23 protein-coding genes and 1 other RNA gene are annotated in these 24,196 nt (G+C 61.4%); 8 read left to right on the top strand and 16 right to left on the bottom strand.

Features of this window, described 5'->3' with window-relative positions; genetic code table 11:
• Positions 1-7: 7 nt before the first annotated feature.
• Both ilvN and ACSQ3F_RS14465 read right to left on the bottom strand, forming a co-directional pair.
• Positions 8-580 carry an acetolactate synthase small subunit gene (gene ilvN, locus ACSQ3F_RS14470; protein ID WP_037122407.1) on the bottom strand — a complete coding sequence of 191 codons (573 nt, stop codon included), beginning with the start codon at positions 578-580 and terminating at the stop codon, positions 8-10.
• Between the two features lie 22 nt (positions 581-602).
• Entirely contained in the window at positions 603-2,384 is a 1,782-nt protein-coding gene (locus ACSQ3F_RS14465; RefSeq protein WP_436100852.1) for an acetolactate synthase 3 large subunit, read from the bottom strand.
• 326 nt (positions 2,385-2,710) lie between these two features.
• Here ACSQ3F_RS14465 and ACSQ3F_RS14460 point away from each other — a divergent pair, with 326 nt between their 5' ends.
• Complete coding sequence (locus tag ACSQ3F_RS14460) at positions 2,711-4,756, top strand: ATP-binding protein (protein WP_436100851.1); 2,046 nt, start codon at positions 2,711-2,713, stop codon at positions 4,754-4,756.
• Between the two features lie 33 nt (positions 4,757-4,789).
• Here ACSQ3F_RS14460 and miaA read toward each other — a convergent pair whose 3' ends face one another.
• Positions 4,790-5,698 (bottom strand): tRNA (adenosine(37)-N6)-dimethylallyltransferase MiaA, encoded by a 909-nt coding sequence (miaA, locus tag ACSQ3F_RS14455; RefSeq protein ID WP_436100850.1) that lies wholly within the window; start codon positions 5,696-5,698, stop codon positions 4,790-4,792.
• Here miaA and serB point away from each other — a divergent pair.
• Together serB and ACSQ3F_RS14445 are read left to right on the top strand one after the other, a co-directional pair.
• Positions 5,697-6,584 (top strand): phosphoserine phosphatase SerB, encoded by an 888-nt coding sequence (serB, locus tag ACSQ3F_RS14450; protein ID WP_436100849.1) that lies wholly within the window; start codon positions 5,697-5,699, stop codon positions 6,582-6,584. The genes miaA and serB overlap by 2 nt on opposite strands.
• A complete protein-coding gene (locus ACSQ3F_RS14445; RefSeq protein ID WP_436100848.1) occupies positions 6,581-7,132 on the top strand; it encodes a GNAT family N-acetyltransferase in 552 nt (183 codons plus the stop codon). Before serB ends, ACSQ3F_RS14445 begins: the two co-directional genes overlap by 4 nt.
• A gap of 54 nt (positions 7,133-7,186) precedes the next feature.
• Here ACSQ3F_RS14445 and ACSQ3F_RS14440 read toward each other — a convergent pair whose 3' ends face one another.
• From ACSQ3F_RS14440 to ACSQ3F_RS14400, 9 genes are all read right to left on the bottom strand, one after another.
• Positions 7,187-8,722 carry a DegQ family serine endoprotease gene (locus ACSQ3F_RS14440; RefSeq protein WP_436100847.1) on the bottom strand — a complete coding sequence of 512 codons (1,536 nt, stop codon included), beginning with the start codon at positions 8,720-8,722 and terminating at the stop codon, positions 7,187-7,189.
• A 214-nt stretch (positions 8,723-8,936) separates the two neighbouring features.
• On the bottom strand, positions 8,937-9,323 hold the full coding sequence (locus ACSQ3F_RS14435) for an ACT domain-containing protein (protein ID WP_436100846.1): 387 nt from the start codon (positions 9,321-9,323) through the stop codon (positions 8,937-8,939).
• Positions 9,324-9,326: 3 nt separating this feature from the next.
• Positions 9,327-9,512: a DUF2065 domain-containing protein gene (locus ACSQ3F_RS14430; protein WP_018324324.1), complete on the bottom strand. Its 186-nt coding sequence runs from the start codon at positions 9,510-9,512 to the stop codon at positions 9,327-9,329.
• An 8-nt stretch (positions 9,513-9,520) separates the two neighbouring features.
• Positions 9,521-10,438, bottom strand: a complete 918-nt coding sequence (hflC, locus tag ACSQ3F_RS14425) for a protease modulator HflC (RefSeq protein WP_436100845.1) — start codon at positions 10,436-10,438, stop codon at positions 9,521-9,523.
• The gene (gene hflK, locus ACSQ3F_RS14420) at positions 10,438-11,538 is read right to left on the bottom strand and encodes an FtsH protease activity modulator HflK (RefSeq protein WP_436100844.1); all 1,101 of its coding nucleotides are present in this window, start codon (positions 11,536-11,538) and stop codon (positions 10,438-10,440) included. The genes hflC and hflK overlap by 1 nt, the downstream gene beginning before the upstream one ends.
• Positions 11,539-11,689: 151 nt before the next feature.
• Positions 11,690-12,205, bottom strand: coding sequence for a dihydrofolate reductase (locus ACSQ3F_RS14415; protein ID WP_436100843.1), 516 nt, complete (start codon positions 12,203-12,205; stop codon positions 11,690-11,692).
• Positions 12,198-12,803, bottom strand: coding sequence for a glutathione S-transferase family protein (locus ACSQ3F_RS14410; protein WP_436100842.1), 606 nt, complete (start codon positions 12,801-12,803; stop codon positions 12,198-12,200). Before ACSQ3F_RS14410 ends, ACSQ3F_RS14415 begins: the two co-directional genes overlap by 8 nt.
• Before the next feature lie 60 nt (positions 12,804-12,863).
• Positions 12,864-13,658, bottom strand: coding sequence for a thymidylate synthase (locus ACSQ3F_RS14405; RefSeq protein WP_436100841.1), 795 nt, complete (start codon positions 13,656-13,658; stop codon positions 12,864-12,866).
• A 104-nt stretch (positions 13,659-13,762) separates the two neighbouring features.
• Entirely contained in the window at positions 13,763-14,071 is a 309-nt protein-coding gene (locus tag ACSQ3F_RS14400; protein WP_436100840.1) for a DUF2853 family protein, read from the bottom strand.
• A gap of 142 nt (positions 14,072-14,213) precedes the next feature.
• Between ACSQ3F_RS14400 and ssrA the strand changes: the two genes are divergently transcribed.
• The 4 genes from ssrA (at position 14,214) to ACSQ3F_RS14380 (ending at position 15,781) form a co-directional block, all read left to right on the top strand.
• Positions 14,214-14,580: a transfer-messenger RNA gene (gene ssrA, locus ACSQ3F_RS14395) on the top strand.
• 123 nt (positions 14,581-14,703) lie between these two features.
• Positions 14,704-15,222, top strand: a complete 519-nt coding sequence (locus ACSQ3F_RS14390) for an SspB family protein (RefSeq protein ID WP_436100839.1) — start codon at positions 14,704-14,706, stop codon at positions 15,220-15,222.
• A 28-nt stretch (positions 15,223-15,250) separates the two neighbouring features.
• Positions 15,251-15,457, top strand: coding sequence for a DUF4169 family protein (locus ACSQ3F_RS14385; RefSeq protein WP_436100838.1), 207 nt, complete (start codon positions 15,251-15,253; stop codon positions 15,455-15,457).
• Between the two features lie 108 nt (positions 15,458-15,565).
• Positions 15,566-15,781: a ribbon-helix-helix domain-containing protein gene (locus tag ACSQ3F_RS14380; RefSeq protein ID WP_436100837.1), complete on the top strand. Its 216-nt coding sequence runs from the start codon at positions 15,566-15,568 to the stop codon at positions 15,779-15,781.
• Between the two features lie 147 nt (positions 15,782-15,928).
• Here ACSQ3F_RS14380 and ACSQ3F_RS14375 read toward each other — a convergent pair whose 3' ends face one another.
• The 4 genes from ACSQ3F_RS14375 to ACSQ3F_RS14360 all read right to left on the bottom strand — a co-directional run bounded on the left by ACSQ3F_RS14375 (position 15,929) and on the right by ACSQ3F_RS14360 (position 23,476).
• Positions 15,929-19,726, bottom strand: coding sequence for an AsmA family protein (locus ACSQ3F_RS14375; protein ID WP_436100836.1), 3,798 nt, complete (start codon positions 19,724-19,726; stop codon positions 15,929-15,931).
• A gap of 94 nt (positions 19,727-19,820) precedes the next feature.
• Positions 19,821-21,230: an FAD-binding oxidoreductase gene (locus tag ACSQ3F_RS14370; protein ID WP_436100835.1), complete on the bottom strand. Its 1,410-nt coding sequence runs from the start codon at positions 21,228-21,230 to the stop codon at positions 19,821-19,823.
• 380 nt (positions 21,231-21,610) lie between these two features.
• Positions 21,611-22,612, bottom strand: a complete 1,002-nt coding sequence (locus ACSQ3F_RS14365) for an NADP-dependent oxidoreductase (protein WP_436100834.1) — start codon at positions 22,610-22,612, stop codon at positions 21,611-21,613.
• A 48-nt stretch (positions 22,613-22,660) separates the two neighbouring features.
• A complete protein-coding gene (locus tag ACSQ3F_RS14360; protein WP_436102156.1) occupies positions 22,661-23,476 on the bottom strand; it encodes an oxidoreductase in 816 nt (271 codons plus the stop codon).
• Positions 23,477-23,565: 89 nt separating this feature from the next.
• Between ACSQ3F_RS14360 and ACSQ3F_RS14355 the strand changes: the two genes are divergently transcribed.
• A complete protein-coding gene (locus tag ACSQ3F_RS14355; RefSeq protein ID WP_112846202.1) occupies positions 23,566-23,997 on the top strand; it encodes a winged helix-turn-helix transcriptional regulator in 432 nt (143 codons plus the stop codon).
• Positions 23,998-24,196: the final 199 nt, after the last annotated feature.

Here is a 24,196-nt window from a genome sequence, read left to right as displayed (position 1 = left end):
CTTTTCCTTACATCCCCTGCGGGCCGCGGTTCATCGCCGCAATGCCGGTGCGGCAGACTTCGATGACGCCCAGCGGCTTCATGATGGCGATGAACTGGTCGATCTTCGACGACTTGCCGGTGATCTCCAAAATGAAGTGCTCGAGCGTCGCGTCGATCACCTTGGCATGGAAAGCGTCGGCAAGGCGCAGCGTCTCCGCCCGGCTCTCACCGTGCCCGCTGACCTTCACCAGCGCCACTTCGCGCTCGATCGGCCGGTCATGGCCGAGTTCGGCGGCCCTGACCGTCAGATCGACGACGCGGTGGACCGGCACGATGCGCTCCAGCTGTGCCTTGATCTGCTCCAGCACATGCGGCGTGCCGCGCGTGACGATGGTGATGCGCGACAGGTGCGTCTGGTGTTCGGTTTCCGAGACGGTCAGGCTCTCGATGTTGTAGCCGCGGCCGGAAAACAGGCCGATGACGCGGGCGAGAACACCCGGCTCGTTGTCGACGAGGATCGAAAGCGTGTGGTTTTCCGCCTTTTCGGTTTCCTTGGCGATGAAATAGGCGGAGCCGGTCGGCTGAAGATGTGCGTTCATGATCTTGTCCTTTTCCTATTCATCAAACCAACGCGCGGCCCTTGGCGTCGATCGCATTGGCGACCGCCTCGTCCGTGGCTTCGTCCGGCAACAGCATCTCGTTATGCGCCTTGCCCGAGGGGATCATCGGGAAGCAGTTGGCGAGATTGGCGACGCGGCAGTCGAAGATCACCGGCGCCGGGCTGTCGATCATCTCCTGGATCGCCGCGTCGAGATCGCCTGGCTTTTCGCAGCGGATGCCAACGCCGCCATAGGCTTCGGCGAGCTTGACGAAGTCGGGCATGGCTTCGGTGTAGGAGTTGGACAGGCGGTTGCCGTGCAGCAGCTGCTGCCACTGGCGGACCATGCCCATATACTGGTTGTTCAGGATGAAGATCTTGACCGGCAGGTTATACTGCACGGCACAGGACATTTCCTGGATGCACATCTGGATCGAGGCGTCGCCAGCGATGTCGATGACGAGGCTTTCCGGATGCGCGACCTGGACGCCGACCGCCGCCGGGAAACCGTAACCCATGGTTCCGAGGCCGCCCGAGGTCATCCAGCGGTTCGGATGTTCGAAACCGTAGAACTGCGCCGCCCACATCTGGTGCTGGCCGACTTCGGTGGTGATGTAGGTATCCCGGTGCTTTGTCAGTTCATACAGCCGCTGGATGGCGTATTGCGGCATGATGACCTCGTCGCTCATCTTGTAGGCCAGCGAATTGCGTGCACGCCAGCGGGCAATGCCGGTCCACCAGTCTTCGAGACGCCCCTTGTCCGCGTCCTTTGCGGTGGACGCGCGCCACAGGCGAACCATGTCCTCCAGAACGGAGCCGACATCGCCGAGGATCGGTACGTCGACACGAACATTCTTGTTGATCGACGACGGGTCGATGTCGATATGGATCTTCTTCGAGTTCGGCGAGAAGGCATTGAGGCGGCCGGTGATGCGGTCGTCGAAGCGGGCGCCGATGCAGACCATGACGTCGCAATCATGCATCGCCATATTGGCTTCGTAGGTGCCGTGCATGCCGAGCATGCCGAGCCAGTTCTTGCCAGAGGCCGGATAGGCGCCGAGCCCCATCAGCGTCGAGGTGATCGGAAAGCCCGTCAACTCCACCAGTTCACGCAGCAGATGCGACGCTTCCAGACCGGAATTGACGACGCCGCCGCCTGAATAGATGACGGGACGGCGGGCGCCCTTCATCAGTTCGACGGCCTGCTCGATGCGGCGCATGTCGCCCTGCACCTTCGGCTGATAGCTGTGCTGGACCTTGGCGGCCGATGGGGGCGTATAGGTACCGGTGGCGAACTGGACGTCCTTGGGAATATCGACGACGACCGGGCCCGGACGGCCGGACTGGGCGATGCGAAAGGCTTCGTGGATGACGCCGGCCAGTTCGTTGACGTCCTTGACCAGCCAGTTGTGCTTGGTGCAGGGGCGCGTGATGCCGACCGTGTCGCATTCCTGGAAGGCATCCGAGCCGATCAGCGATGTCGGCACCTGGCCGGTCAGGCAGACGAGCGGGATCGAGTCCATCAGCGCATCCTGCAGCGGCGTGACGGCATTGGTCGCACCCGGGCCGGAGGTCACCAGCATGACGCCGACCTTGCCGGTCGAGCGGGCATAGCCTTCGGCCATGTGGCCGGCGCCCTGTTCATGGCGCACGAGGATGTGCTGGATGTCGTCCTGCTGGAAGATTTCGTCATAGATCGGCAGGACGGCTCCGCCCGGATAGCCGAAGATGTGCTCCACGCCATTGTCCCTCAGTGCCTGAAGAACAATTTCCGCCCCTGTCATCTGATTTTCTGTGCCGCTCATTGGCCTGTTTCCGTCCATGTTTCGCGATTTTGGCTGTGAGTATCGTGTTTGAAGGCATAAAAAAAGGCCCCTTGAGGGCCTCGTGTTTGCGCATGGGTGGCTATCGCCGGATGGTTACACCATCCTGCCCATGCGCCGTCCCACCACAAGAATTGCTGCGATCGTTATCATGGCCGGGATTGATAAACAGAAATGCCAGCCCCGTCAACGGCTTTCCCGAAAACAACCGGCACGGGTCCAAAACGGCACAAATTAGCCCAAGCCCAAGAAACAACTTGTTAAATCCCTCCCGGTAATATTGCAAACTCTTGACCAGAGGTTTTGTATTGCTGACCAGAGACCCATCGATCAGTGCCGGAGAACAGGATCGGCGCGATACCCTGAAACGGGGTAATCGCTTCCTCGGCCGCGTCGTTGCGTGCAGCGGTTCGCGGGCAACGATTGCTGCTATCGCGGAAAACGGTGAGACCTCGCTGACCGAACTGTGGTCCGTCGGCAGGCTGATCTCGATCAGTGTCGGCGACAACCGCGTCGTCGCCCTCGTCTATTCCATGCAGACCGTCACCAACGAATGGGGCGAGGAACTCGACAATACCTTCCGCATCGACGTGGAACTGATGGGCGAAGTCCATGTCGGCCCGACCGGCCGCGAGGAGTTTTCCGCCGGCATCAGCCAGTACCCCTATCTCGGCGCCATCGCCCACCGCATCCGCTCGGCCGACCTTGCCCGCATCTACGACACCGGTAAGAACGAAAATTGCGTTATCGGCCAGTTGACCCAGGATGAGAGCCTCGACGCCACCATTCACGTACCCTCGATGCTGTCCAAGCATTTTGCCGTTGTCGGCACAACCGGCGTCGGCAAGTCGACGGCCGTCAGCTTGCTGCTGCGCAAGGCAATCGCGGCGGATCCCAAACTACGTGTGCTTATTCTCGATCCGCACAACGAATTCGCGGCCGCCTTTCCCGATATCGCTGTCGTCATCGACACGGACAATCTCGATCTGCCTTTCTGGCTGATGAAGCTCGAGGAATTCGCCGAAGTCATTTTTCGCGGCCGGCCGGCCATTCCGGAAGAACTCGACATCCTTCGGGATGTCATTCCGGAAGCGAAAAAGGCATTCAAGGGCTCGGCAGAATCCGGCCTTGCGCGCCGGGCCAGTGAAAAAAGCTCGATCACCGCCGATACGCCGGTTCCATACCGCATGGCCGATCTGCTCGCGCTGATTGATGAGCGCATCGGGCGGCTGGAGGGGCGCAATGACAAGCCGCATCTGCGCTCCCTGAAGGTCAAGGTGATCGGCGCTATCAACGACCCGCGCTATAATTTCATGTTCTCGTCGAACACCATCACCGACACGATCCTCGAGACGATCGCCAAGATCTTCCGGATTCCGGGCGACGGCAGGCCGGTGACGACGTTCCAGTTGGCCGGCATCCCCTCGGAAGTGGTCAATTCGGTCGCCTCCGTGCTTTGCCGCATGGCGTTCGAAATCGGCCTCTGGAGCAATGGCGGCGTCCATATGCTCGTCGTCTGCGAGGAGGCCCACCGCTACGTCCCGGCCGATGCCAGCCTTGGCTTCGTTCCCACCCGACAGGCCATTGCCCGCATCGCCAAGGAAGGCCGTAAGTACGGCGTCTCGCTCGGCATCATCACACAGCGTCCCGGCGAACTCGATCCGACCATTCTGTCGCAATGTTCGACGGTCTTTGCCATGCGTCTGTCCAACGATCGCGACCAGGAAATCATCCGCTCGGCCATCCCAAACTCGTCGATTTCGACGACCAGCTTCATTTCGTCGATCGGCAATGGCGAGGCGATCGCCTTCGGCGAGGCGGTGGCCGTGCCGATGCGCATGCGCTTTACCCGCGTTGACGAAAGGAACCTGCCGAAGGCTAATGGCGTCGGCGTCAAGGCAACGGACGAAACACCCGACACCGTTGATCTGCGCTCCGTGGTGGCTCGGATGCGCGCCCTGAACGGCCCCGACATTTCCAGTTTCCAGCAGGCCTATTCGGCGAGCATTGGCGGGCTCGAGCAAAACAGCGTCTCCATCGGCGACGAGTTCGTCGACGACCGGGAAGCCAATGGCATGGCCGTGCCCCCGGGAGGCTACGCACCGGCTATCGAACCGTACAACCCGGCAATGCTGCCGCAAGTGGAGCCGGTCAACCCGCAACTCGAGCGCTTCAACCAGATCCGCAATCAATTGCTCTCGGAAGACCTTCCGGCTCAACCGAAACCGGAGCCTTACCGGGCGCCTCCGCCGCGCGTCGCCCCAAGCTTTGCCCAGCCCGGATCAGACCTGCCCCGGCCATCCCTGCGCGAAAGCCTTTTGAAGAAGCCGCTGAGCAGCATCATCCGCAAGTAGATCATCCCCGGTTTTGGGAAGCGCTACAGGGTCTCAACGACCGGCGTCTGGATCCCAGCGCAGCCAGCTCTCGTCCAGTTGATTGCGAAACCATGTCATCTGCCGCTTGGCGTATTGGCGCGTGGCGGCTGAGGCGGTTTCGATCACTTCGGCCCTCGTCATCGTACCGGCCAGCATGGCGGCGATCTGCGGAACGCCGATCGCCTTCATCGCCGGCATTTCGGTCTTTAGATGAAGAGATAGCAACGCCTCGACTTCGTCGACAGCGCCGCCATCCAGCATCTGGGCAAAGCGCCTGTCGATCCGCTGGCGCAGCAAATCACGCTCCGGCAGGACGACGATCTTGAGGGCCTGCTCCGGATCGATGGCGACGGGACCTTGCCGCGCCTGGAAGACCCGGATGGACTGCCCCGTGGCCTCGAAGATTTCCAATGCCCGGGCAATGCGCTGGCCGTCACCCGGCCGCAGGGTCGCGGCGGTTTCCGGGTCCTTTTGCGAAAGCACGCCGTGCAGCACCTCGGCCCCCTCCTCCTGTAGTCGCTTGCGGATATCGCCGCGTATGGCGGTGGGAACCGAGGGCATATCGGACAAGCCGCCGGTCAGCGCCTTGAAATAAAGCCCCGTGCCGCCGACGAAAACCGGAATGCGCCCCTCGCCGCGCGCCGCCTCCAGAACACCGGCCGCATCGCGAAACCATTCACCGGTGGAATAATGCTGCGACGCCGGAACATGGCCGTAAAGATGATGCGGAATGCCCTGCATATCCTGTTCGAACGGCCGCGCCGTCAGCACATGCAGCGTGTCGTAAACCTGCATGCTGTCGGCATTGATGACCACGCCATTATGCCGCTTCGCCATCTCCACGGCGAAAGCGGACTTGCCGCTGGCGGTCGGCCCGGTTATCAGGATCGCGTCCTGTCCAATCTCAAGGTTTTTCATCATGGCCTTCGTTGCCACGCTTGTTGCCAATCCGTCAAATCCCGTTCTGACACCGGCGCTCGCCGAAGAAGCCGCCGCCGCCGTCGACGCCTCCGGCCTCTACTGGCTCGCCGACGGTATCGCCTGCGACATCGCGCTGAAGGACGGCGCCAATCCGGAATGGCAGGAAGCGCTGCTGCGCGGCGTCGTCGACGATGCGCCGGTCGATGTCGTCGTCCAGGATGCCGAGACACGCCGCAAGAAGCTTCTGATCGCCGACATGGATTCGACCATGATCGGCCAGGAATGCATCGACGAGCTTGCAGCCGCAGTCGGCCTCAAGGACAAGGTCGCGGCCATTACGGCGCGGGCCATGAACGGCGAGATCGCCTTCGAACCGGCGCTGATCGAGCGCGTGGCCCTGCTCAAGGGCCTGCCGGTCACCGTCATCGGCGATGTCATCACCAAACGCATCACGCTGACGCCTGGCGGCAAGGAACTCATCGCGACGATGAAGGCCAAGGGCTATTACACCGCCCTCGTCTCCGGCGGCTTCACCGTCTTCACCGGCCCCATCGCCGAAATACTCGGCTTCGACGAAAACCGTGCCAACATCCTCCTCGAAGAGGGCGGCTATCTGACCGGCACGGTTGCCGAGCCGATCCTCGGCAAACAGGCCAAGGTCGATGCGCTCCTCGATATCTCCACCAGGCTCGGCATCTCGACGGCAGAAGCGCTTGCCGTCGGCGACGGCGCCAATGATCTCGGCATGCTGCATCTCGCCGGATCAGGCGTAGCCCTGCATGCCAAGCCCGTCGTCTCGTCGCAGGTGAAAATCCGCATCGACCACGCCGACCTGACTTCCCTCCTCTATATCCAGGGCTACAGGAAAACGGATTTCGTTTTGTGATCGTTCTGGAAACAACGCGCATCCGCAACTGGCTGGAGACAGACAGGCCGCTCTTTGCCGAAATCAACGCCGACCCGAAGGTGATGGAATTCTTTCCGCGCCAACGCTCGCGGCAGGAATCCGACGCCCTGATGGACGAAGTCCGGCGCCGGATCCGTGAAACCGGCCTCGGCTTTTTCGCACTGGCGCTCAGGGACACGGACGAGCCGATCGGATTTCTCGGCCTCGCGCGCACGGACCTTGAACCATTCCTGCCAGACGGCACAGTCGAAATCGGCTGGCGGCTGGCCGTTCGTTTCTGGCGGCAGGGTTATGTCACGGAAGCATCGGAAGCGATGCTGCGGCATGGCTTCGAAAAGCACGGCCTTGCGGAAATCGTATCCTTCGCAGTGGAAAACAATAAACGCTCGACGGCGGTGATGCAGCGCATTGGCATGCGGCGAGACCCGGCACGTGACTTCGTGCATCCCCGCGTTCCGGACACCGCGCCGCAGCTCAAGCGCCATGTCCTCTACGCAATCAGCCGCCAAGAATGGTTGGCGCGATAAAGGCGGACTTTACAGCCCGCCTTTAAGCTTCATTCGTGATCGACGGACCCGAGCCTATTCCATCCGCACGGTGACGAACCGCAGTTCGCCGGTCTTGTTGGCAATCATCAAGAGTGCGTTGCGCCGTCCGTCGGCCTTCAGTTCCTCGACCCGCGCCGACACGTCCTCCGGCGTCTTCATCGCCTCCTGGCCGATTTCGACGATCACGTCACCGGCTGCGATCCGCCGTTCCGCCGCTGCCGATTGCGGCTGCACCTCGGCAATGACGACACCCTCGACATCCTCCGAAATGCCATAGGTCTTGCGGCTTTGCGCATCGAGAACGGCGAGCTTCATTCCGAGCACGATATCGGACGCCGGCAGGTCTGCCGCCGGCGGCTCGGCCTGGTCGGTTCCTTCCTGGGTCTGCGGGGTCTGATCGGCCTCCGCACCCGCGAGATTTTCGCCATCCTCAAGACGGCCGAGCGTCACTTTGACGGTCATCTCCTTGCCATCGCGAATGATGACGACATCGACGGCCTTGCCGACCGGGCTTTCGGCGACGGCACGCGGCAGGTCGCGCATTTCGACGACGTCGCGTCCGTCGAACTTGATGATCACGTCGCCCGTCCTGATCGTGCCGCCATCAACCGGGCCGCCCTTGATGATGCCGGCAATAAGCGCCCCTTTCGGGGTCTCCATCTTCAGGCTTTCGGCAATTTCATCCGTCACCGGCTGAATACGCACGCCGAGCCAGCCCCGGTGGGTCTCGCCGAATTCCCTGAGTTGGTTGATGACGTTCTGCGCCAGTTCCGTAGGAACGGAAAAGCCGATGCCGATCGAGCCGCCGCTCGGAGAAATGATCGCCGTGTTGATGCCGATCACCTCGCCCCTCATGTTGAACAGCGGGCCGCCGGAATTGCCCTTGTTGATCGCCGCATCCGTCTGGATGAAGTTGTCATAGGGCCCGGCGTTGATGTTGCGGCCGCGGGCCGAAATGATCCCGACCGTCACCGTGCCCCCAAGCCCGAAGGGGTTGCCGATCGCCATCACCCAGTCGCCGATGCGCATCTGGCGGGAATCGCCGAACGGAACGGCGGTCAACGGTCTCTTCGGCTCCACCTTCAACAGCGCAAGATCGGTCTTCGTGTCGGTACCGATCAGCTTTGCCTTGAGCTTGGTACCATCGGCGAAATTGACCTCGATGTCGTCGGCGCCCTCGATCACATGGTTGTTGGTGACGATGAAGCCGGTGGGGTCGATGACGAAGCCGGAGCCCAGTGAATTGACGGTGCGCTGGCGGTTGCCGCCCTCGCCGCCCTGGCCCTTGAAGAACTCATCGAAGAAGTCCTGGAATGGCGAGCCTTCCGGCACCTGCGGCATCGGTGCCTGATCGTCGTTCTTCACATTCTGCGAGGTCGATATGTTGACGACGGCATCGAGCAGACCGGCCGCGAGGTCGGCAACCGATTCCGGACCGTGCTGCGTCGGCGTTCGTGCCGTTGTCTGGGCCTGCGCCGTGGGCAGTATCAGTACCGAATTCATCACGAGCGCAGCACCTGCCGCCAGGGTTACGGACCGGAAGAAGGAAGCGCGGATGGACAAGCCCATGGGGTCCTCTCAAGTTGGGATGGCACGCCGAAGAAAGACGGACCGGCAGGAAATCGTTCGTCACGCCGGCGCGTGTCGCGGCTGCGGGATCGCATCTCCGCCAGCTTTCGCCGCGCAATGTGGCCTAGAATCTATTCGAAGATAAGGCGGATTTGGGACGCGTCCAGTCATCTTTTCGTTAGCGCAGAAAAGGATGATCGGCCGCAGACCCGGCTCACGTCATGATCTCGTGGCCATGGGCCTTCAGCGCCGCCACGGCCTTGTCGAGGTCCGATCCGGTAATGAAGACATAATCGGTGCTGAAGGTCGAATTGGCGAAGATGCCGACGCCCGCATCCGACAAAGGGTTCAGCACGGAGGCGAGCACGCCCGGAACATCGAAGGTGAAATGCTGCTCGATGCGCAGACAGCGCCAGCCGCCGGATGACTGGACGTTGGAGGGAAGGCGGGCTGCCCGGCAGACCAGCGTCATCTCCTCGCGCGAACTCGATACGGTCCAGAACCCCGGCCCCATCAACCAATCCGGCAGCGGTGTCCCGATATTGAGCCTCGTGATCGCATATTCGGCGTCCACCAGGCGGATCAGCAGTTTATGTGTCATTTTCTATCCTCGAACCATCCAGACGAGTGCCACGCCGATGGCAACGGAGACAAGTCCGAATAGCCGCAACTGTTGCTCCGGAATATGGGGCAATCGTTTCGCCATTTCCACCAAAACCAAAGGGGCCAGTGCGTACACCAGCCCCTCGATGATCAGGAAAAATGCAATTCCCGTCAGAAAATCGCTCATTGCGCTGATCAGTTTCCTGTCGCGGGCTGAGCGGTGGACGGAACGGCTGAGCCGTCCGAACTATTGAAATAGCGGAAGAATTCCGAGTCCGGCGATAGCACAAGCGTCGTATCCGGGCTGCCGATCGCGTGATCATAGGCCGTCATCGAGCGATAGAACTCGAAGAACTGCGGATCGCGTGAAAATGCATCGGCAAAGACGTCGGTCCGCTCGGCTTCGCCCTGACCGCGCAGGATTTCCGAATCACGCTGCGCTTCGGCGATGAACTCGACCACCTGGCGGTCGGCGACCGCGCGGCGCGTCTGGCCCTTCTCGATACCCCGGGCGCGGATCAGCTCGGCTTCCGCCAGACGCTCGGCCTTCATGCGCTCGAAAGTCTGTTGCGAGACTTCCTGCGTCAGGTCGGTGCGGCGGATACGGACATCCTCGATGTTGAGGCCGAGCGATTCGGCATCGGTCTTCAGGTCAGCGCGCACTTCGCGCATCATCGATGCCCGCTCTTCGGAAAGTGCGGATTCAAAGCCGCGAAGACCGTAAACCCGGCGCAGCGAAGCGTCGAGACGGGTGCGCAGCCGCGATTCGGCCGATTCCCGATCGCCGGAAACCGTTTCACGGAAGCGGCGGGCATCGGCGATCTTGTAGACGACGAAGGCATCGACCTCATAGAACTTGCCGCCCGAGACCTGAACACGGATGTTGTCGAGATCGAAGCGCAGCGCCTGCTTCTCGACATACTGCACGCGGTCGGCATCCATGAAGGCAAAGGGAAGCTTGAAATAGAGGCCAGGCTCGCTCTTGACGTCCCTGATCTCACCGAAACGAACGACGATCGCCTGCTGGCGCTGGTTGACGATGAAGACGGAGGAATAGGCCGTCATCAGGACAAGCGCGAGGGCGATCAGAATATAAGGGAGACGGTTGTTCATTACTGGGCCCCTCCCGACTGTGCGGGCTTGCCGATTTCATTGAGCGGAAGATAGGGCAGCACGCCCTGTCCGTTCTTCTCGTCGAGGATGACCTTCTTGGACTTGCCGAGAACGCTCTGCATCGTTTCGAGATAGAGGCGCTTGCGCGTCACATCGGGAGCCTTGGCGTAGGCGTCGTAAACGGAGATGAAGCGTTGTGCCTCACCCTGCGCTTCCTTGACGACACGGCCCTTGTAGGCCGCCGCCTCTTCTCTGAGCTGGGCGGCCTGACCGCGGGCCTTGCCGAGCACCTGGTTGGCATACTGATTGGCCTCTTCGACAAACCGGTCTTCGTCCTGTTCCGCGCGTTGCACTTCGTCGAAGGCATCAGCGACTTCCCGTGGCGGTGCCGCGTCTTCAATGGCAACCGTGTTGACGGAAATGCCGGCGCCGTAGGTATCCATCGTCGCCTGGATCGTCGTCTTCACGTCGGCCGCGATCGCCTGACGGTTATCGCGGAAAATGTCCTGTGCCGGACGGCGCCCGACCACCTCGCGCATGGCGCTTTCGGCAACCTGCTGCAGCGTCTCTGCCGGGTTCTCGACGTTGAAGAGATAGGCCTTCGGGTCGGTCACGGAAAACAGCACGGAAAACTGCACGTTGACGATGTTCTGGTCGCCGGAGAGCATCAGGCCGGCCGACGACTGGCTCGCCAGGCTGGACTTGCTACCGATATTCTGCTGCTGCTCGGTGATCTTGACCAGTTCGACCTTTTCAAGCGGCCAGAAATGGTAGTGCAGGCCCGGCATTGAAATTTCTTCCTTGGGCCTGCCGAACCGCATTTCGACACCGCGCTCGTCGGGCTGGACGGTGTAGATCGAATTGATCAGCACGAAACCGACAACGAGAAGGCCGATGATGGCGGCAACGCCGCCGTTGAAACCGCCCGGAACAACATTCTTCAGCTGGTCCTGCCCCCGGCGGAAGATTTCCTCCAGGTCCGGCGGGCCGCCATTGCCACGGCCACCGCGTGGGCGGTTCGGCCCCTGGCCCCAGGGGCCCTTGTTTCCGCCGCCGCCCCAAGGACCGCCGCCGCCGCCGTTCTGATTGCTCCAGGGCATTCAAACCTCTTCCACTCAAAAAAATTCTAAGATCGACAACCCGCGGACACGCCGCAGGCCGTGATGTGATCCCGTTATAGGTATCTCCAGAACGGCTTTCAACGCGGCGCATCCAACTTCACCGTAAATCCGGCAAAATAGTTATCTTTGCTTAGCTTTTGCGCCGCCAGGTCGAGAACCGCATGGCATGGCTGTCCTTTTCACCCTGCGGCAACGGCTCATCGACGATCTTTTCGAAAGCGCCGGGATCGACCGGCGGAAAGCGCGTGTCGCCATCCACCTCGGCAGCCACTTCCGTGATGTGCAGGATGTCGGCAGCGGCAGTGGCCTGCCGGTAGATTTCGCCGCCCCCGATGACGCAGACCTCCTCGACCCCAAGGGCCCTTGCCTGCTGCCGTGCCAGTGTGACGGCTTCTTCCAGCGAGCGGACGACTGTTGCACCTTCGGCACGAAAATCCGGATCGCGGCTGATGACGATGTTGGGCCGCCCCGGCAAAGGCCTTCCGATCGACGCCCAGGTCTTGCGCCCCATGATCACCGGCTTTCCAAGCGTCAGCGCCTTGAAGCGCTTGAGGTCGGTCGGCAAATGCCAGGGAAGTCCGCCGTCCCGTCCGATGACCCCGTTCGCCGAAACAGCAACGACGATTGTAACCTTGGCCTCAGTCATGAAATCCGTCCGGCTTGCTGTCGATCTCGCGAGCACGGGCAAGCGCCGGCCGAGACGTCAATGTCTGCACATAGCGATCGACGCTGACGCTTTCCGGCAAAAGCTTGCGCATCCACGCAAGCGCGCCGCCAAGCATGAGATCGGCCGCGCTGATCTGTGCACCGAGCAAATAGGGCTGCTTGTCAAGCGTGGCGACGACGTGCGCGCACATATCCTGATAGCCTTTCGCAAGGTCCGGACTGGTCTGCGTCAAGCCGCTGATGAAGGCGGTTCCCACGGGTTCGATCACACCGGCGTAGTAGGCAAGCCAGGACAGATAGGCGCCCCGCACGGGGTGGCCCGGCGGCCGCCCCATTTCGGAATCCGGAAAGAGTTCCGTCAGATACAGTGCGATCGCCGTCGATTCCGTGACCAGCGAGCCGTTATGCAGAAGGGCGGGAACCTGCTTGTGCGGATGCGGATTGTTGTCGTCCGGCCCGCCCGAACCGTCCCAGCGGCGGATCGAAACATAGCGGACATCGTATTCCGCCCCCAGTTCCTCCAGCAGCCACAGGATTCGGCCCGAGCGCGACAAGGGCGCGTGGATCAGTGTCAGCATGTGGTCCTCCCAAACCGTCCGGATGCCGGCGGCGTCATCACGTCGCCGCGCTTGTCCGCGTCACACGGCAACCGGCGCCTTGATATGTGAATCAGCTTCGTAGCCGGTCAGCTCGAAGTCTTCGAATTTAAAGGAAAATAGATCCTTCACATCCGGGTTCAAGTGCATCTTCGGCAAAGGCTTCGGCGTTCGTGTCAGTTGCTCGCGCACCTGGTCGAAGTGGTTGCTGTAGATGTGCACGTCCCCGAATGTATGCACGAAATCGCCGGGCTGGAGATCGCAGACCTGCGCCACCATCAGCGTCAGCAGCGCATAGGAGGCGATGTTGAAGGGCACACCGAGAAAGATGTCTCCCGAGCGCTGGTAGAGCTGGCAGGACAGCTTGCCGTCCGAAACATAGAATTGGAACAGGCAGTGACAGGGCGGCAGTGCCATCTCGTCGACCAAAGCCGGGTTCCAAGCAGAGACGATATGACGGCGGGAGTTCTGGTTCTTCTTCAGGCCCTCGACGAGGGCCGCGATCTGGTCGAGATGGCGGCCGTCCTGGGTCGGCCAGGACCGCCACTGGTAGCCGTAGACGGGACCGAGGTCGCCGTTCTCGTCGGCCCATTCATCCCAGATGTTGACGCCGTTTTCCTTGAGATAGGCGATGTTGGTGTCACCCTTCAGGAACCAGAGCAGTTCGTGGATGATCGACTTCAGATGCAGCCTCTTGGTCGTCAGGACCGGGAAGCCGTGAGACAGGTCGAAGCGCATCTGATAGCCGAAGACAGAGCGCGTGCCCGTTCCCGTCCGATCGCCGCGGTCGGAGCCGGTCTCCATCACATGACGCAAAAGATCGAGATACTGTTTCATTGGTTCCGCCGCCGATTCGTTTCGCGCTAAAATAGGCGCAAGTCGGCGGCGAACCAATCGGTAAATCCCGGGTTTCCCCAAGGCCGTCAAAACGGCACTCTCGATTAGAGCGTCGCGAGCTTGCCGAGGTGTTTCGCCACCAGATAATAGAACGTCACACGTGACTTCGACCGGTCGCCGGCCATGGTCTTGGCAACGACATCGACGGCCGCATCCGCATCCGGGCCGGTGACGCCGAGCTTCTTGACGCACCATTTCTCCTTGACGCGATCGAGTTCCGTCTGGTCGGTGGCGGAGACGAGCGCGGAATCCTTGTTGCGCAATGCTATACCCAGATGTTTGACAATCTTGTTCACAACGGCCTCATCAGCGCCGCTGTCGTACTTCTGCACATCTGCGAGATAGTCCGTCATGGTGTCTCCTCACACGGTTTTGCTTTACGCCGCAGCCTTCCCTGATGAAAGTCACGCAACAGGAGTTTTTTCACGCTTGGCGAGCAAGTCAAGGCCAATCCGCCCGCCTGTGGCAGGAAGCATACACTGTATTTTCCGGAAGCCCCTTTCCTTGGAACCTTTTAAGACCTATATGTGACTTGCCGTCTTCGGGCGGCTATGGCGATAAACAGGCGGTGAAATAAGCCTATTGGACCCGGGGGCGGTACCCGGCGCCTCCACCAAAAACCGGTCAGACATGACTTACAGACCGGCTTTTGATGGGGGCGAAATAGGATCGACAAGGGTGTAAAGATCGACTTTTCGCTCGGCATTGTACCACCGTTATCGGGCTAAAATTGTAGTTGCAAACGACAACTATGCGGAAGCTCGTCTCGCTGCTTAATCGCGGTGTGACACTTCAAATCAAGTCCTAAGGGGTCGCACTCTTAGGCGGGGTCCGAAGGCACCTGGCAACAGAAGCCTTCACCTTCTCCCCTGCCTTGAAATGGTCTATAGATGATGCAACTGACTCGTATGCGAGGACTTTCCTGCTAAGAGAGCAGACGGCATAGAGTGTGACAGAGTTGAGTTACAAGAAAGACGGGGATCTTATGGGCCAAGACCATATCCGCTACGACATTCTCGCGCAGGACGCCCTTCGCAGCGTCATTCGCAAGGTCTTGACCGAAGTCGCAGCCACAGGTCACCTTCCCGGCGATCACCACTTCTTCATCACTTTCCTCACCGGTGCTCCGGGCGTGCGCATCTCCCAGCACCTCAAGGCCAAGTATGCCGAGCAGATGACGATCGTCGTCCAGCATCAGTTCTGGGACTTGAAGGTCACCGAGACACAGTTCGAAATTGGCCTGTCCTTCTCCGATACCCCGGAAAAGCTGGTCATTCCGTTCAACGCCATTCGCGGCTTCTACGACCCCTCCGTCAATTTCGAGCTCGAATTCGATGTTGCCGCCGCTGAGGAGGATGAAGGCGCCGAAATCACCGCCTATCCGATCACGCAGACCGAGAAGACGGCCGATTCCGAGACCGACACGACGGCGAAGTCCGGCGATGACGGCAAGAAGGAGGGCGGCTCGGTCATATCGCTCGATTCCTTCCGCAAGAAGAACTGAAGCCATTCTTTAAGACAGGTTCCCCCCCATGACCGGCGACGTCGTCAATCTCCGTCAGTTCCGCAAGCAGAAGGCGCGGACGGAGAAGGACAGGCTCGCCGAGCAGAATCGCATTTCCTTCGGCCGGACCAAGGCCGAGAAAAAGCTGACCAGGACGCTGAACGACAAGGCTGAAAAGGCCCATGAGCAAGGCCGGCGCGAGACGGAGCCGGTTGAGACCGACGATCAGGCATAGGCTTTTCGGGGCCGACCAAAGTCATCATTTCCAAACCGGATCAATGGGTTAAAGGGCCTGCCGGAATCAAACTCCAAACGACCTGATTCATTTCCTGAGGCACGATCGTTGATCCGCAAGCATTCCGCGACACTGCATGGCCACCGCACCAGCTTCTCGCTGGAAGAACCCTTCTGGCTGGAATTGAAGACGATCGCCGACACCCGGAAAATCGCGCTTGCACAGCTGATCGCCGAGATTGACGATGGACGCTTGGCCGACAGCAATCTCTCCTCGGCGCTCCGGGTCCATGTGCTGAACTGGATCAAGGCCCACCGGGCTTGAAGCCGGACAGATTTCGCGCACCTGCCCGCCATTCGGCCGCTCACGTTTTGCCTTTGGCGAAGAGCCAGCAAATGGCAATGCTCGATCACCAGTCGCAGGCGAGCAAAGGCCCGCCGCCTCTTCAGGCACCATTGACCGGTCAACGCCTTACTGCGGCGTAACGCCGGGCAGCGTATTGAAATCGAGCCCTGGCGGGGTCTGGACAGTCGGCTGCTCCTCGGCAGGCTGCTCGGTCGCGCCGCCATCCTGCGGCGCAGGCAGTTGGCCGCCGGTCGCATCGAACGGCAAAAGGTTCAGGTTTTTCTCTTCTTCGGCCTTCCGGGCTGCGTCTTCGGCGGCCTTGGCCGCAGCAGCTTCCTCCGCCGCCTTCTTCTCGGCAAGCGCCCTCGCCTCGGCTTCCGCCTTCTGCCGGGCTGCCGCTTCGACGGCGAGTTGACGGCGCCGCTGCTCTTCCACGGCCCTCAGCCGCGCCGCCTCGCGTTCGGCGGCATTGGCCTTGTAGAGCGCCACTTCCCGCCGCAACCGCTGTTTTTCCAGCACGTTCGCCTGCAGCGTCTCGACACGACGTCTTTCCCGCTCGAATGCCCTGAGCGACAGGAAATTCGACAGGTCGGTGGGATCGAGCGTCAGGCCCGGCGACTGAAGCAGACCCGCGTACTCCAGCTTCACCTGCGCCTCGGCGCCGGTCAGCGCTTCCTCGCCCGGGTTGAATTGGACAGTTACGCCCGCGTTCATCCGTTCGTCGGGAAAGCTGATTTCGGCCTCGGCAGAAAGACTGGCCGCGGCATCGCCCGCCGTCACGTTCTGCACGCGCAGGGTACCGCCGGCAATATTGAAGGGCACCGCCACCGCGCCAAGCACCGCCTGCCCCGCCAGCACTTGGCGCTCGGCAATCGGCTTGACCGCATCCGGCGTGATATCGCCGTCCAGCTGGTCGGCAGCCGCCATGATATCCGGCAGCGCTGCCGTATTGAGGCCATGAACGACGGTATCCTTAAGCGTCGCCGTACCGGATCCGCTGGCCGATTCAACCATCGCCCGCACCGTCTTGCCGGAGGCCTCCATCGCAATCGTCAGATCGGCCTTGCCCTCTGCAACCGCCGCACCGCGCGTTTTCCAGGCCGTCGTGGCAAGGTCTGCATCCTTTAGGTCAAGCCGCGTCTGGAAAAAGCCGGAGCCGTCGCCATTGCCGAGCAACATGCGGCCCTCGACCTTGCCACCCAGCCAGTTGCCGGACAGCGTGTCGAACGCGATCTGGTCGCCCTTCCAGACAAGCTTGCCGGTCAGGTCGGAGACTGCTCCGTAGACACCCGGCCAGAACCGCTTGGTGGAAAAATCAAGAGCGACGTCGAGCCCGCTCCATGCCGGCCGGACGACGGGTGACGTCGACAGATCGCCGCTCGCCGCATCCTGGACGGGTCCGACGATGCCTTCGCCGATCCAGCCAAGATCAAGCTCATCGAGCGCAATCTGCCCCGTCGCCTTGCCGGCGGTCTTCCGGTCGATGGCGATGGCACCGGAAAACGCGTTGCTGTCGGCCTTGCCCTCGATTGCCGAGAGGGTCACCGCTTCCGGCGTTGTCGCGATATCGGCCTTCAACGCCAGCGGCAAACCCGTTCCCATCTGCGGAAGGCCAATACCCTGCAGCAGCAGCAATGGCTCGAAGTCCCGGCTTTCCAGCGTGATCTTCGACTGGCCCGAAAGGAAATTCTCGCGCGACAGATCGATATCGCCATTAGCCGTCAAGGACGTCCGCTCGGTGGTAAAGGTCAGCGAGCCGTTGGCCTTCTGGCCGTCCGTGCCCTGCAGCTTGACCGAGAAAATCGCATTGGCATCGGCGTCGAACGGCAGCGGATCAAAGCCGATCTGGCCGAGCAGCACCGGCGTCGAAGGATTCTCCATCGTCGCCTCCAAGAGGATGCCCTGCCCGGTGAGCGCCTGCGCGACATTCGGCGCCTGGTAATTGGCGGCGATCTTCGTGCCGTTCGCGGTGCCGATGATGCCGAAGGTCACCGGCGCCTTGCCGTCCTGGCCGCCGGAGGTCACGGTCACGTCGAGCGCCGCATCCGAGTAGTAGGGGCCGCTTTTCACCAGCCGCTCCAGCGCCGGATGGGCCGCTGCATGGCGCTCGATCATCTTCAGAAAAGGCGTCGGATCCGGCGAGGCGAGCTTCATCTTGGCCGAAACCACGGGTGTCGCCAGGTCGCCGCTCATGCGCCCCGACAAGGCCAGTTGCGTTCCGGCAAGATTGCCGATCGAGACGCGCTCGGCCTGCAGCTGACCGTTTTTCAAGGTCGCCACCAGTTGCACGTCGCTGGCGTCCTCATCGAAAGCGGAGAAATGCTCGGCCGAAAGATCGGCGGCGATCGTGTGGGAAAGCACCGTTTCGTTCGACGCATCGCCCGCCACCAGCCCCGCCAATGCCTGCAGCGCCTCAAGATCGATGCGGTTTCCCTTGAGCTGCAGCGACAGGTTCGGCGGCACGCCGTCAAGCGCCTGCCGCTCGATGCGGCCGCGCAAGACGGCCGGCCCGGCGGCGACTTCGAGGCGCTCGAACTGCTGCAGCGTGTCGGTAAGGTTGACGGTGGCCGAAAAACCGGCGGTCTTCAGCTTTCGGATAGCCGGATCGACCGAGCCTGCAACCCAGGTCGCAAGACCCGACGGCTGATTGGAAGCGACGAGCATTTCGCCGCGGAAAGCGCGCTGGCCGCTCAGTTGCAGCCTGCCCTTGGCCTCGAACTGCGTGCGGCCGGGAAGCTGCGCCACCGCGTTGTCGACCATCCAGCCGGCTCCGTCCGGCCTCAGGTCAAGGCGGACATCGCGCACCGTCGTATCGCCGATCACGATCGCCGGCAGCTTCAAACTCGCCCGGCCCGGCACCTGCGGGATCGGGATATCCGCCGCGATCGCCATCATTGCAGCAAGCCTCTGACGGATCGAGATGGCCGGGTCGCGACCGGTCTTGCCCGCCTCGCCGGTGTTGCCGATCCGGCTGACGTCGATCTGCTGGCCATCGGCGAGAAGCAGGAATTCCTGTTCCTTGCCGGTATCGAGCGTCGCCTCGCCGGTCACCAGATAGGGGTCGTCCTTCGGGCCGATCTCAAGCCGGAATTCAGGCACGCGGATACGCTCATTGGTCAGTTCGAAGCCGCCCGTCACCCGCAGGGCGCCGGATTGATCGGACACCGGCTGCGCCTCGGCGGGCTTGTTTTCGGTCAGCGTGAACTTGCCCTGATAAACCGGCTTGAAGTCGACGATCTTCAGATCACCGTCCAATTCAACACCAAACGGGCGCTTGTCCGGGGTCAATCGCGCGCGCAGGCCCAGCGTTCCGGCCCCGTCATCGGCCTCGCTGCTGGTAAAGGCGAAGCTTCCCGCCTCGCCGTCCAGCGCCGCGCGGCCTTCCATCTTCCACGGCCCGGCGAGCGAACGGGCAGAGAGATCGGCTTCGAGCCCGGTGATCCGCCGGGTTCGACCGGTCTGCTCGTCGATGAAGTCTATCTGACCGCCGGTGATCGCAACGTTTTCGAGGATCACGATCTTTGCCGGAATGGAGGCCTTGCGTCCGCGCGCCCAGTCAAGCGTGCCATCCGGCAGGAGCCGTATCTTCGCCTTCGGCTGTTCCAGCCGCATGTCGAAGATCAGCGCTTCGCCGGAAAGGAACGGTGCGAGCTCCGCATCCATCGAGAAACGCGCAACCTGGATCAGCGGCTCGCCGCTCTCGGACTGACCGACACGGACATCGTTGAGGGTGACCGAGGGGAACGGGATCAGCCGCGCATCGACGCTGCCGTGCACGACCACGGGCTTGCCCATGATCCGGCTCGCCTCGCGCTCGAAATCCTTGCGAAAATCGGTCCAGTCCACGAATAGTGGTGCAATCAGCGCGGCAAATAGAGCCACGACCAGAAGACCACCGACGAAAACCAGAATTCGCGAAAGCACCAGTTGAAAGTCCTAACCCGTTTGCTGCGGAAGGCGGCGCCCTTGGCGGCGCCTCCTGTCATCGATAATTGGTATTAGCACCGCTTCAGGCTTTTCACATGGCAAAAATCTTGCCGGGATTGAAGATGTTGCCCGGATCGAGCGCCCGCTTCACCTGCCGCATCAGATCGAGTGCGTCGCCAAGCTCGGCCTCGAGGAACGGCATCTTGCCCTGTCCGATGCCGTGCTCGCCGGTGCAAGTGCCATCCATCGCCAGCGCCCGCTCGTTGAGGCGGGCGACGAATGCCTCCGCCTTCGCAATGTCGGCGTCGTCCTTGTCGTCGAACAGCAGACCGACATGAAAGTTCCCGTCACCCGCATGCCCGACGATCGGGGCGATCAGGCCATTGGCGAGAATGTCCTCATGCGTCGCCTCGACGCAATCGGCAAGCCGCGAGATCGGCACGCAGACGTCGGTGGAGAGAATGGCCAACCCGGGCGCCAGGCTCTTCTGCGCCCAGTAGGCGTTGTGCCGCGCCTTCCAAAGCGCGTTGCGCTCCTCGGTGTTGGCCGTCCAGAGGAATTCGGAACTGCCGAATTCGGCGGCGATTTCGCCGAATTGCTTTGATTGCAGCGCGACGCTCTCGGCGCTCCCGTGAAACTCGACGAACAGCGTCGGCATTTCAGGAAAGGACAATCTGGAATAGGCGTTGCTCGCCCGCATCTGTACCGCGTCCAAAAGTTCGATCCGCGCCACCGGAATGCCGGACTGGATGGTCAGGATCACCGTGTTGCAGGCATCGCTTACGGATGGAAACGAGCAGACGCCACCGGCGATCATGTCCGGGATGCCCTGTAGCCGAAGCGTGATCGAGGTGAGGATGCCAAGCGTGCCTTCTGCTCCGACGAAAAGGCGGGTGAGATCATAGCCCGCAGACGACTTCCTGGCCCGGTGCGCCGTGCGGATTTCCTTTCCGCCCGACGTCACCGCGGTCACGGCCAGCACATTGTCCTTCATCGTGCCGTAGCGCACCGCATTCGTGCCGGACGCCCGCGTCGATGCCATGCCACCGATCGAGGCGTTGGCGCCCGGATCGATCGGGAAGAACAGGCCGGTATCGCGCAAATAGATGTTCAGCGCTTCCCGGGTGATCCCCGGCTGGACGGTACAATCGAAATCGCTGGCATTGACCTCGAGCACCTTGTCCATGCGGCTCATATCGACGCTGATGCCGCCATGCGGCGCGTTGACATGGCCTTCGAGCGAGGACCCCGTGCCGAAGGCGATCAGCGGAACACCGTGCTCGCTGGCGATCACGACGATCGCCTCGACCTCGGCCGCACTTTCCGGAAAGACGACGCCGTCGGGCAATTGCGCCGGAATATAGGTCGTCGTGTGGGCATGCTGGGCCCGCATGGCCTCGCCGGTCTGGAAACGATCACCGAACCGCTCGCTCATCAGCCGCAGGGCAGCGGCAATGCCGGTTTCATTGCGGCTGCCCGCCTTGATCGCCTTCAACGCCATGTCTCTCTCCCGAACCGCCGCTGCACATCGCGGAAATTCTTAGATTTCAACGCACTACTGTGCAAATCGGAATCACTTTGTCCAGAACCTCGTCCTGAACATCACGGGTTTAGCAGAGAATTGCGACGAAGTGAGACAGTCGGAGCACAGGGGAGAAAGGGCCTGGGATCATGTCTCACCAATCAGAGCCAGAAGATGACGGCTACCGCAATCCATATGCAGCGGCCATCGACATCGAAAATGTACGGCTTTATTCGGCGCATTCGCGCTTGGGATAACGGCATTAAATCACTCGTTGCAATGCCTCCTTGCTCTGCAATTGAATCAATCCGTTGACAAGGCTGCAAGTGGCAATGCCTTTGGCCCCTATGGGCCAGACGTCACTTCACTGCGACGACGACCTTCCCCTTCGCGCGACCCGTTTCGACATAGTCCAGCGCCTCGTTGATCCTCGCGAACGGGAAGACCCGGTCCATCACCGGGCGTATGTCACCCGCCTCGATCAGGGAGGTGATCTTTCCGAGCTGCCCGCCGTTCGCTGTCATGAAGAGAAACGAATAGCTGATCCTTCGGCGTTTCGATTTTCTCCTGATGCCGGAGCTCAGCAGGCGCATGACCTGTTGAAGCAGCCAGCCGGAGCCGTTCTGTCTCGCGAAGTCCGGATCGGGCGGACCGGAAATCGAGATCAGCTTCCCGCCCGGTTTCATCACACGAAGGGATTTCTCCAGCGTATCCTTCCCGAGGCTGTTCAGCACGACGTCGTAGCCCTGCAGCACTTTCTCGAAGTCATCCTTCTTGTAATCAACCACGACGTCTGCGCCGAGACCTTTCACAAGAGCGATATTGGCCGTGCTCGTGGTCGTGGCCACATATGCCCCGAGATGCTTGGCAAGCTGGATCGCGATCACGCCCACGCCGCCCGATCCGGCATGGATCAGGACCTTCTGCCCCTTCTGCACGTTGGCCCGCTCGACAAGCGCCTGCCACGCCGTCAGGGCGACAAGCGGAATGGACGCAGCCTCTTCCATGGTCAGATTGTTCGGCTTCCTTGCCACATCGGCCTCGTCCATGGCGATATACTCTGCAAATGTCCCGATGCGATCCTGGGCCGGACGTGCATAGACCTCGTCACCGGGCCTGAATTGCCGGACATTTCCCCCGACCCGGACGACGACGCCCGCGACATCGTTGCCCAGCACCAGTGGAAGGCGGTAGGGCAGGATAAGCTTGAACTCTCCGTCCCTGATCTTGCTGTCCAATGGGTTCACCCCGGCGGCATGAATCTCCACCATGACGTCGTTGTCCTTCAACTCCGGCACAGGACTTTCGCCGAGCCGCAGAGCGCCGCCTTTCGCATAACGATCGACCAGGAATGATTTCATCGGAGTGTCTTTCGTTTCTGTGGTGAGCCGGCAGCACCGGCAGTGCCGTCAGGCCGGCAAGCGGAACTGCTTGCGCAAACTCTTGTCGAATATCTCTGCGGGGGCAAACCGGCGCAGTAGGCTGATTTGCTGCGCTGCCTTGCCAGCGGTATAGCGCCGTCGCGGACGGGCATCGGTCGCGGCCTTGACGACCACATCGGCCACCACATCCGGCAGATCGGCTTTAGGCATCACATCGCGAAGGAGCGCGTCGACGTCAGCTCGAGCGCGATCATATTCATTCAATATGGAATCCGGCTTGATCCCATTCTGGTCGAAGACAGTACGGACAAACGCCGGCTCGATAACTGAGACGCGAATATTGAAGGCACGAACCTCGTGATCCAGTGATTCCGAATAGCCCTCGATTGCGTGTTTGGCCGCTGAATAATGAGCTGCATACGGCGCAGGTATGAGGCCCAAGACCGAGCCGATGTTGATGATGCGCCCTTTGCCGCGCCGCCGCATCGACGGCAACACCGCATTGGTCATGCGGATGACGCCGAACAGATTGACGTCGAACAGGGCTTGCACCTGTGCGACCGAGGATTCTTCAGCGCCCCCTAAGAGGCCGAGACCGGCATTGTTGACCAGAAGATCGATCCGCCCCGCGCGGCTTAGAACCTCGTCGACGACGCTCTGCACGGATGCGTCATCGATCACGTCGCAGACCAGCATCGTGATCCCATCCGCGGTGTCTGGCATCGGCTTTCTGCTGGTGCCGAAGACACGGTAGCCATCGCGCCGCAGCGCTTGTGCCGTCACCAGCCCGATGCCGGAGGAAGCCCCCGTGACCAGGGCAACGCCGCGTTCTGTCTTGCTCATCTTTTCCGCCTTCAATTTTGTCATGGAACATCGATGAGCAATCAGTTACTATCAAATCAATAGCAAGTCACTACTAAAAAGATATCGACATGAAGAATCTTTCGGACCAGCCATGCCTGATCGCTCGCAGCCTGGCGCTTGTGGGAGACGCATGGAGCATGCTGATCATGCGCGACGCCCATGCGGGGCTGACCCGCTTCGATGATTTCCGCAAGAGCCTCGGTATCGCCCCGACGATGCTGACGGGGCGGCTTTCAGGCCTGACCGAGGAGGGGTTGCTGGAGAAACGCCGCTACTCCGACCGTCCGCCACGGGACGAATATGTGCTGACGGAAGCCGGCCGCGACTTTCTGCCGGTTCTGTTTGCGATCGGCGCGTGGGGACGCAAGCATCGCGGCGGGGGCAAGGTGACCCGGTTCTTCGACGCCGAGACCGGAACGGAGATCGATCCCGTCACCATCGACCGCGCGACCGGCGCTCCGGTCGGAACACGCCCCATTCGCATCGCCGCACCCGAATGAGCCGCCCCACGGCAGAGGAAGCAGCGCCTGACAATTCCCATTGGAAGCTGCTTCTTAGAAGGTAAGCTTTGACCCGTAGAGCCTGACGATGCTGGAGCGGCGGACAGTTAAAACGCTTCCGCCCCACTCGGACGGATGGGCTGTCGCATATGGGATCGAAGGCGATTGCGACAAGCTCCATATGCAATTGCCCTGCCCC

It is taken from the genome of Pararhizobium sp. LjRoot238 (genome assembly GCF_964252955.1).
Taxonomy (GTDB): domain Bacteria; phylum Pseudomonadota; class Alphaproteobacteria; order Rhizobiales; family Rhizobiaceae; genus Pararhizobium.
This window is presented reverse-complemented; position numbering and strand designations above follow the sequence as displayed.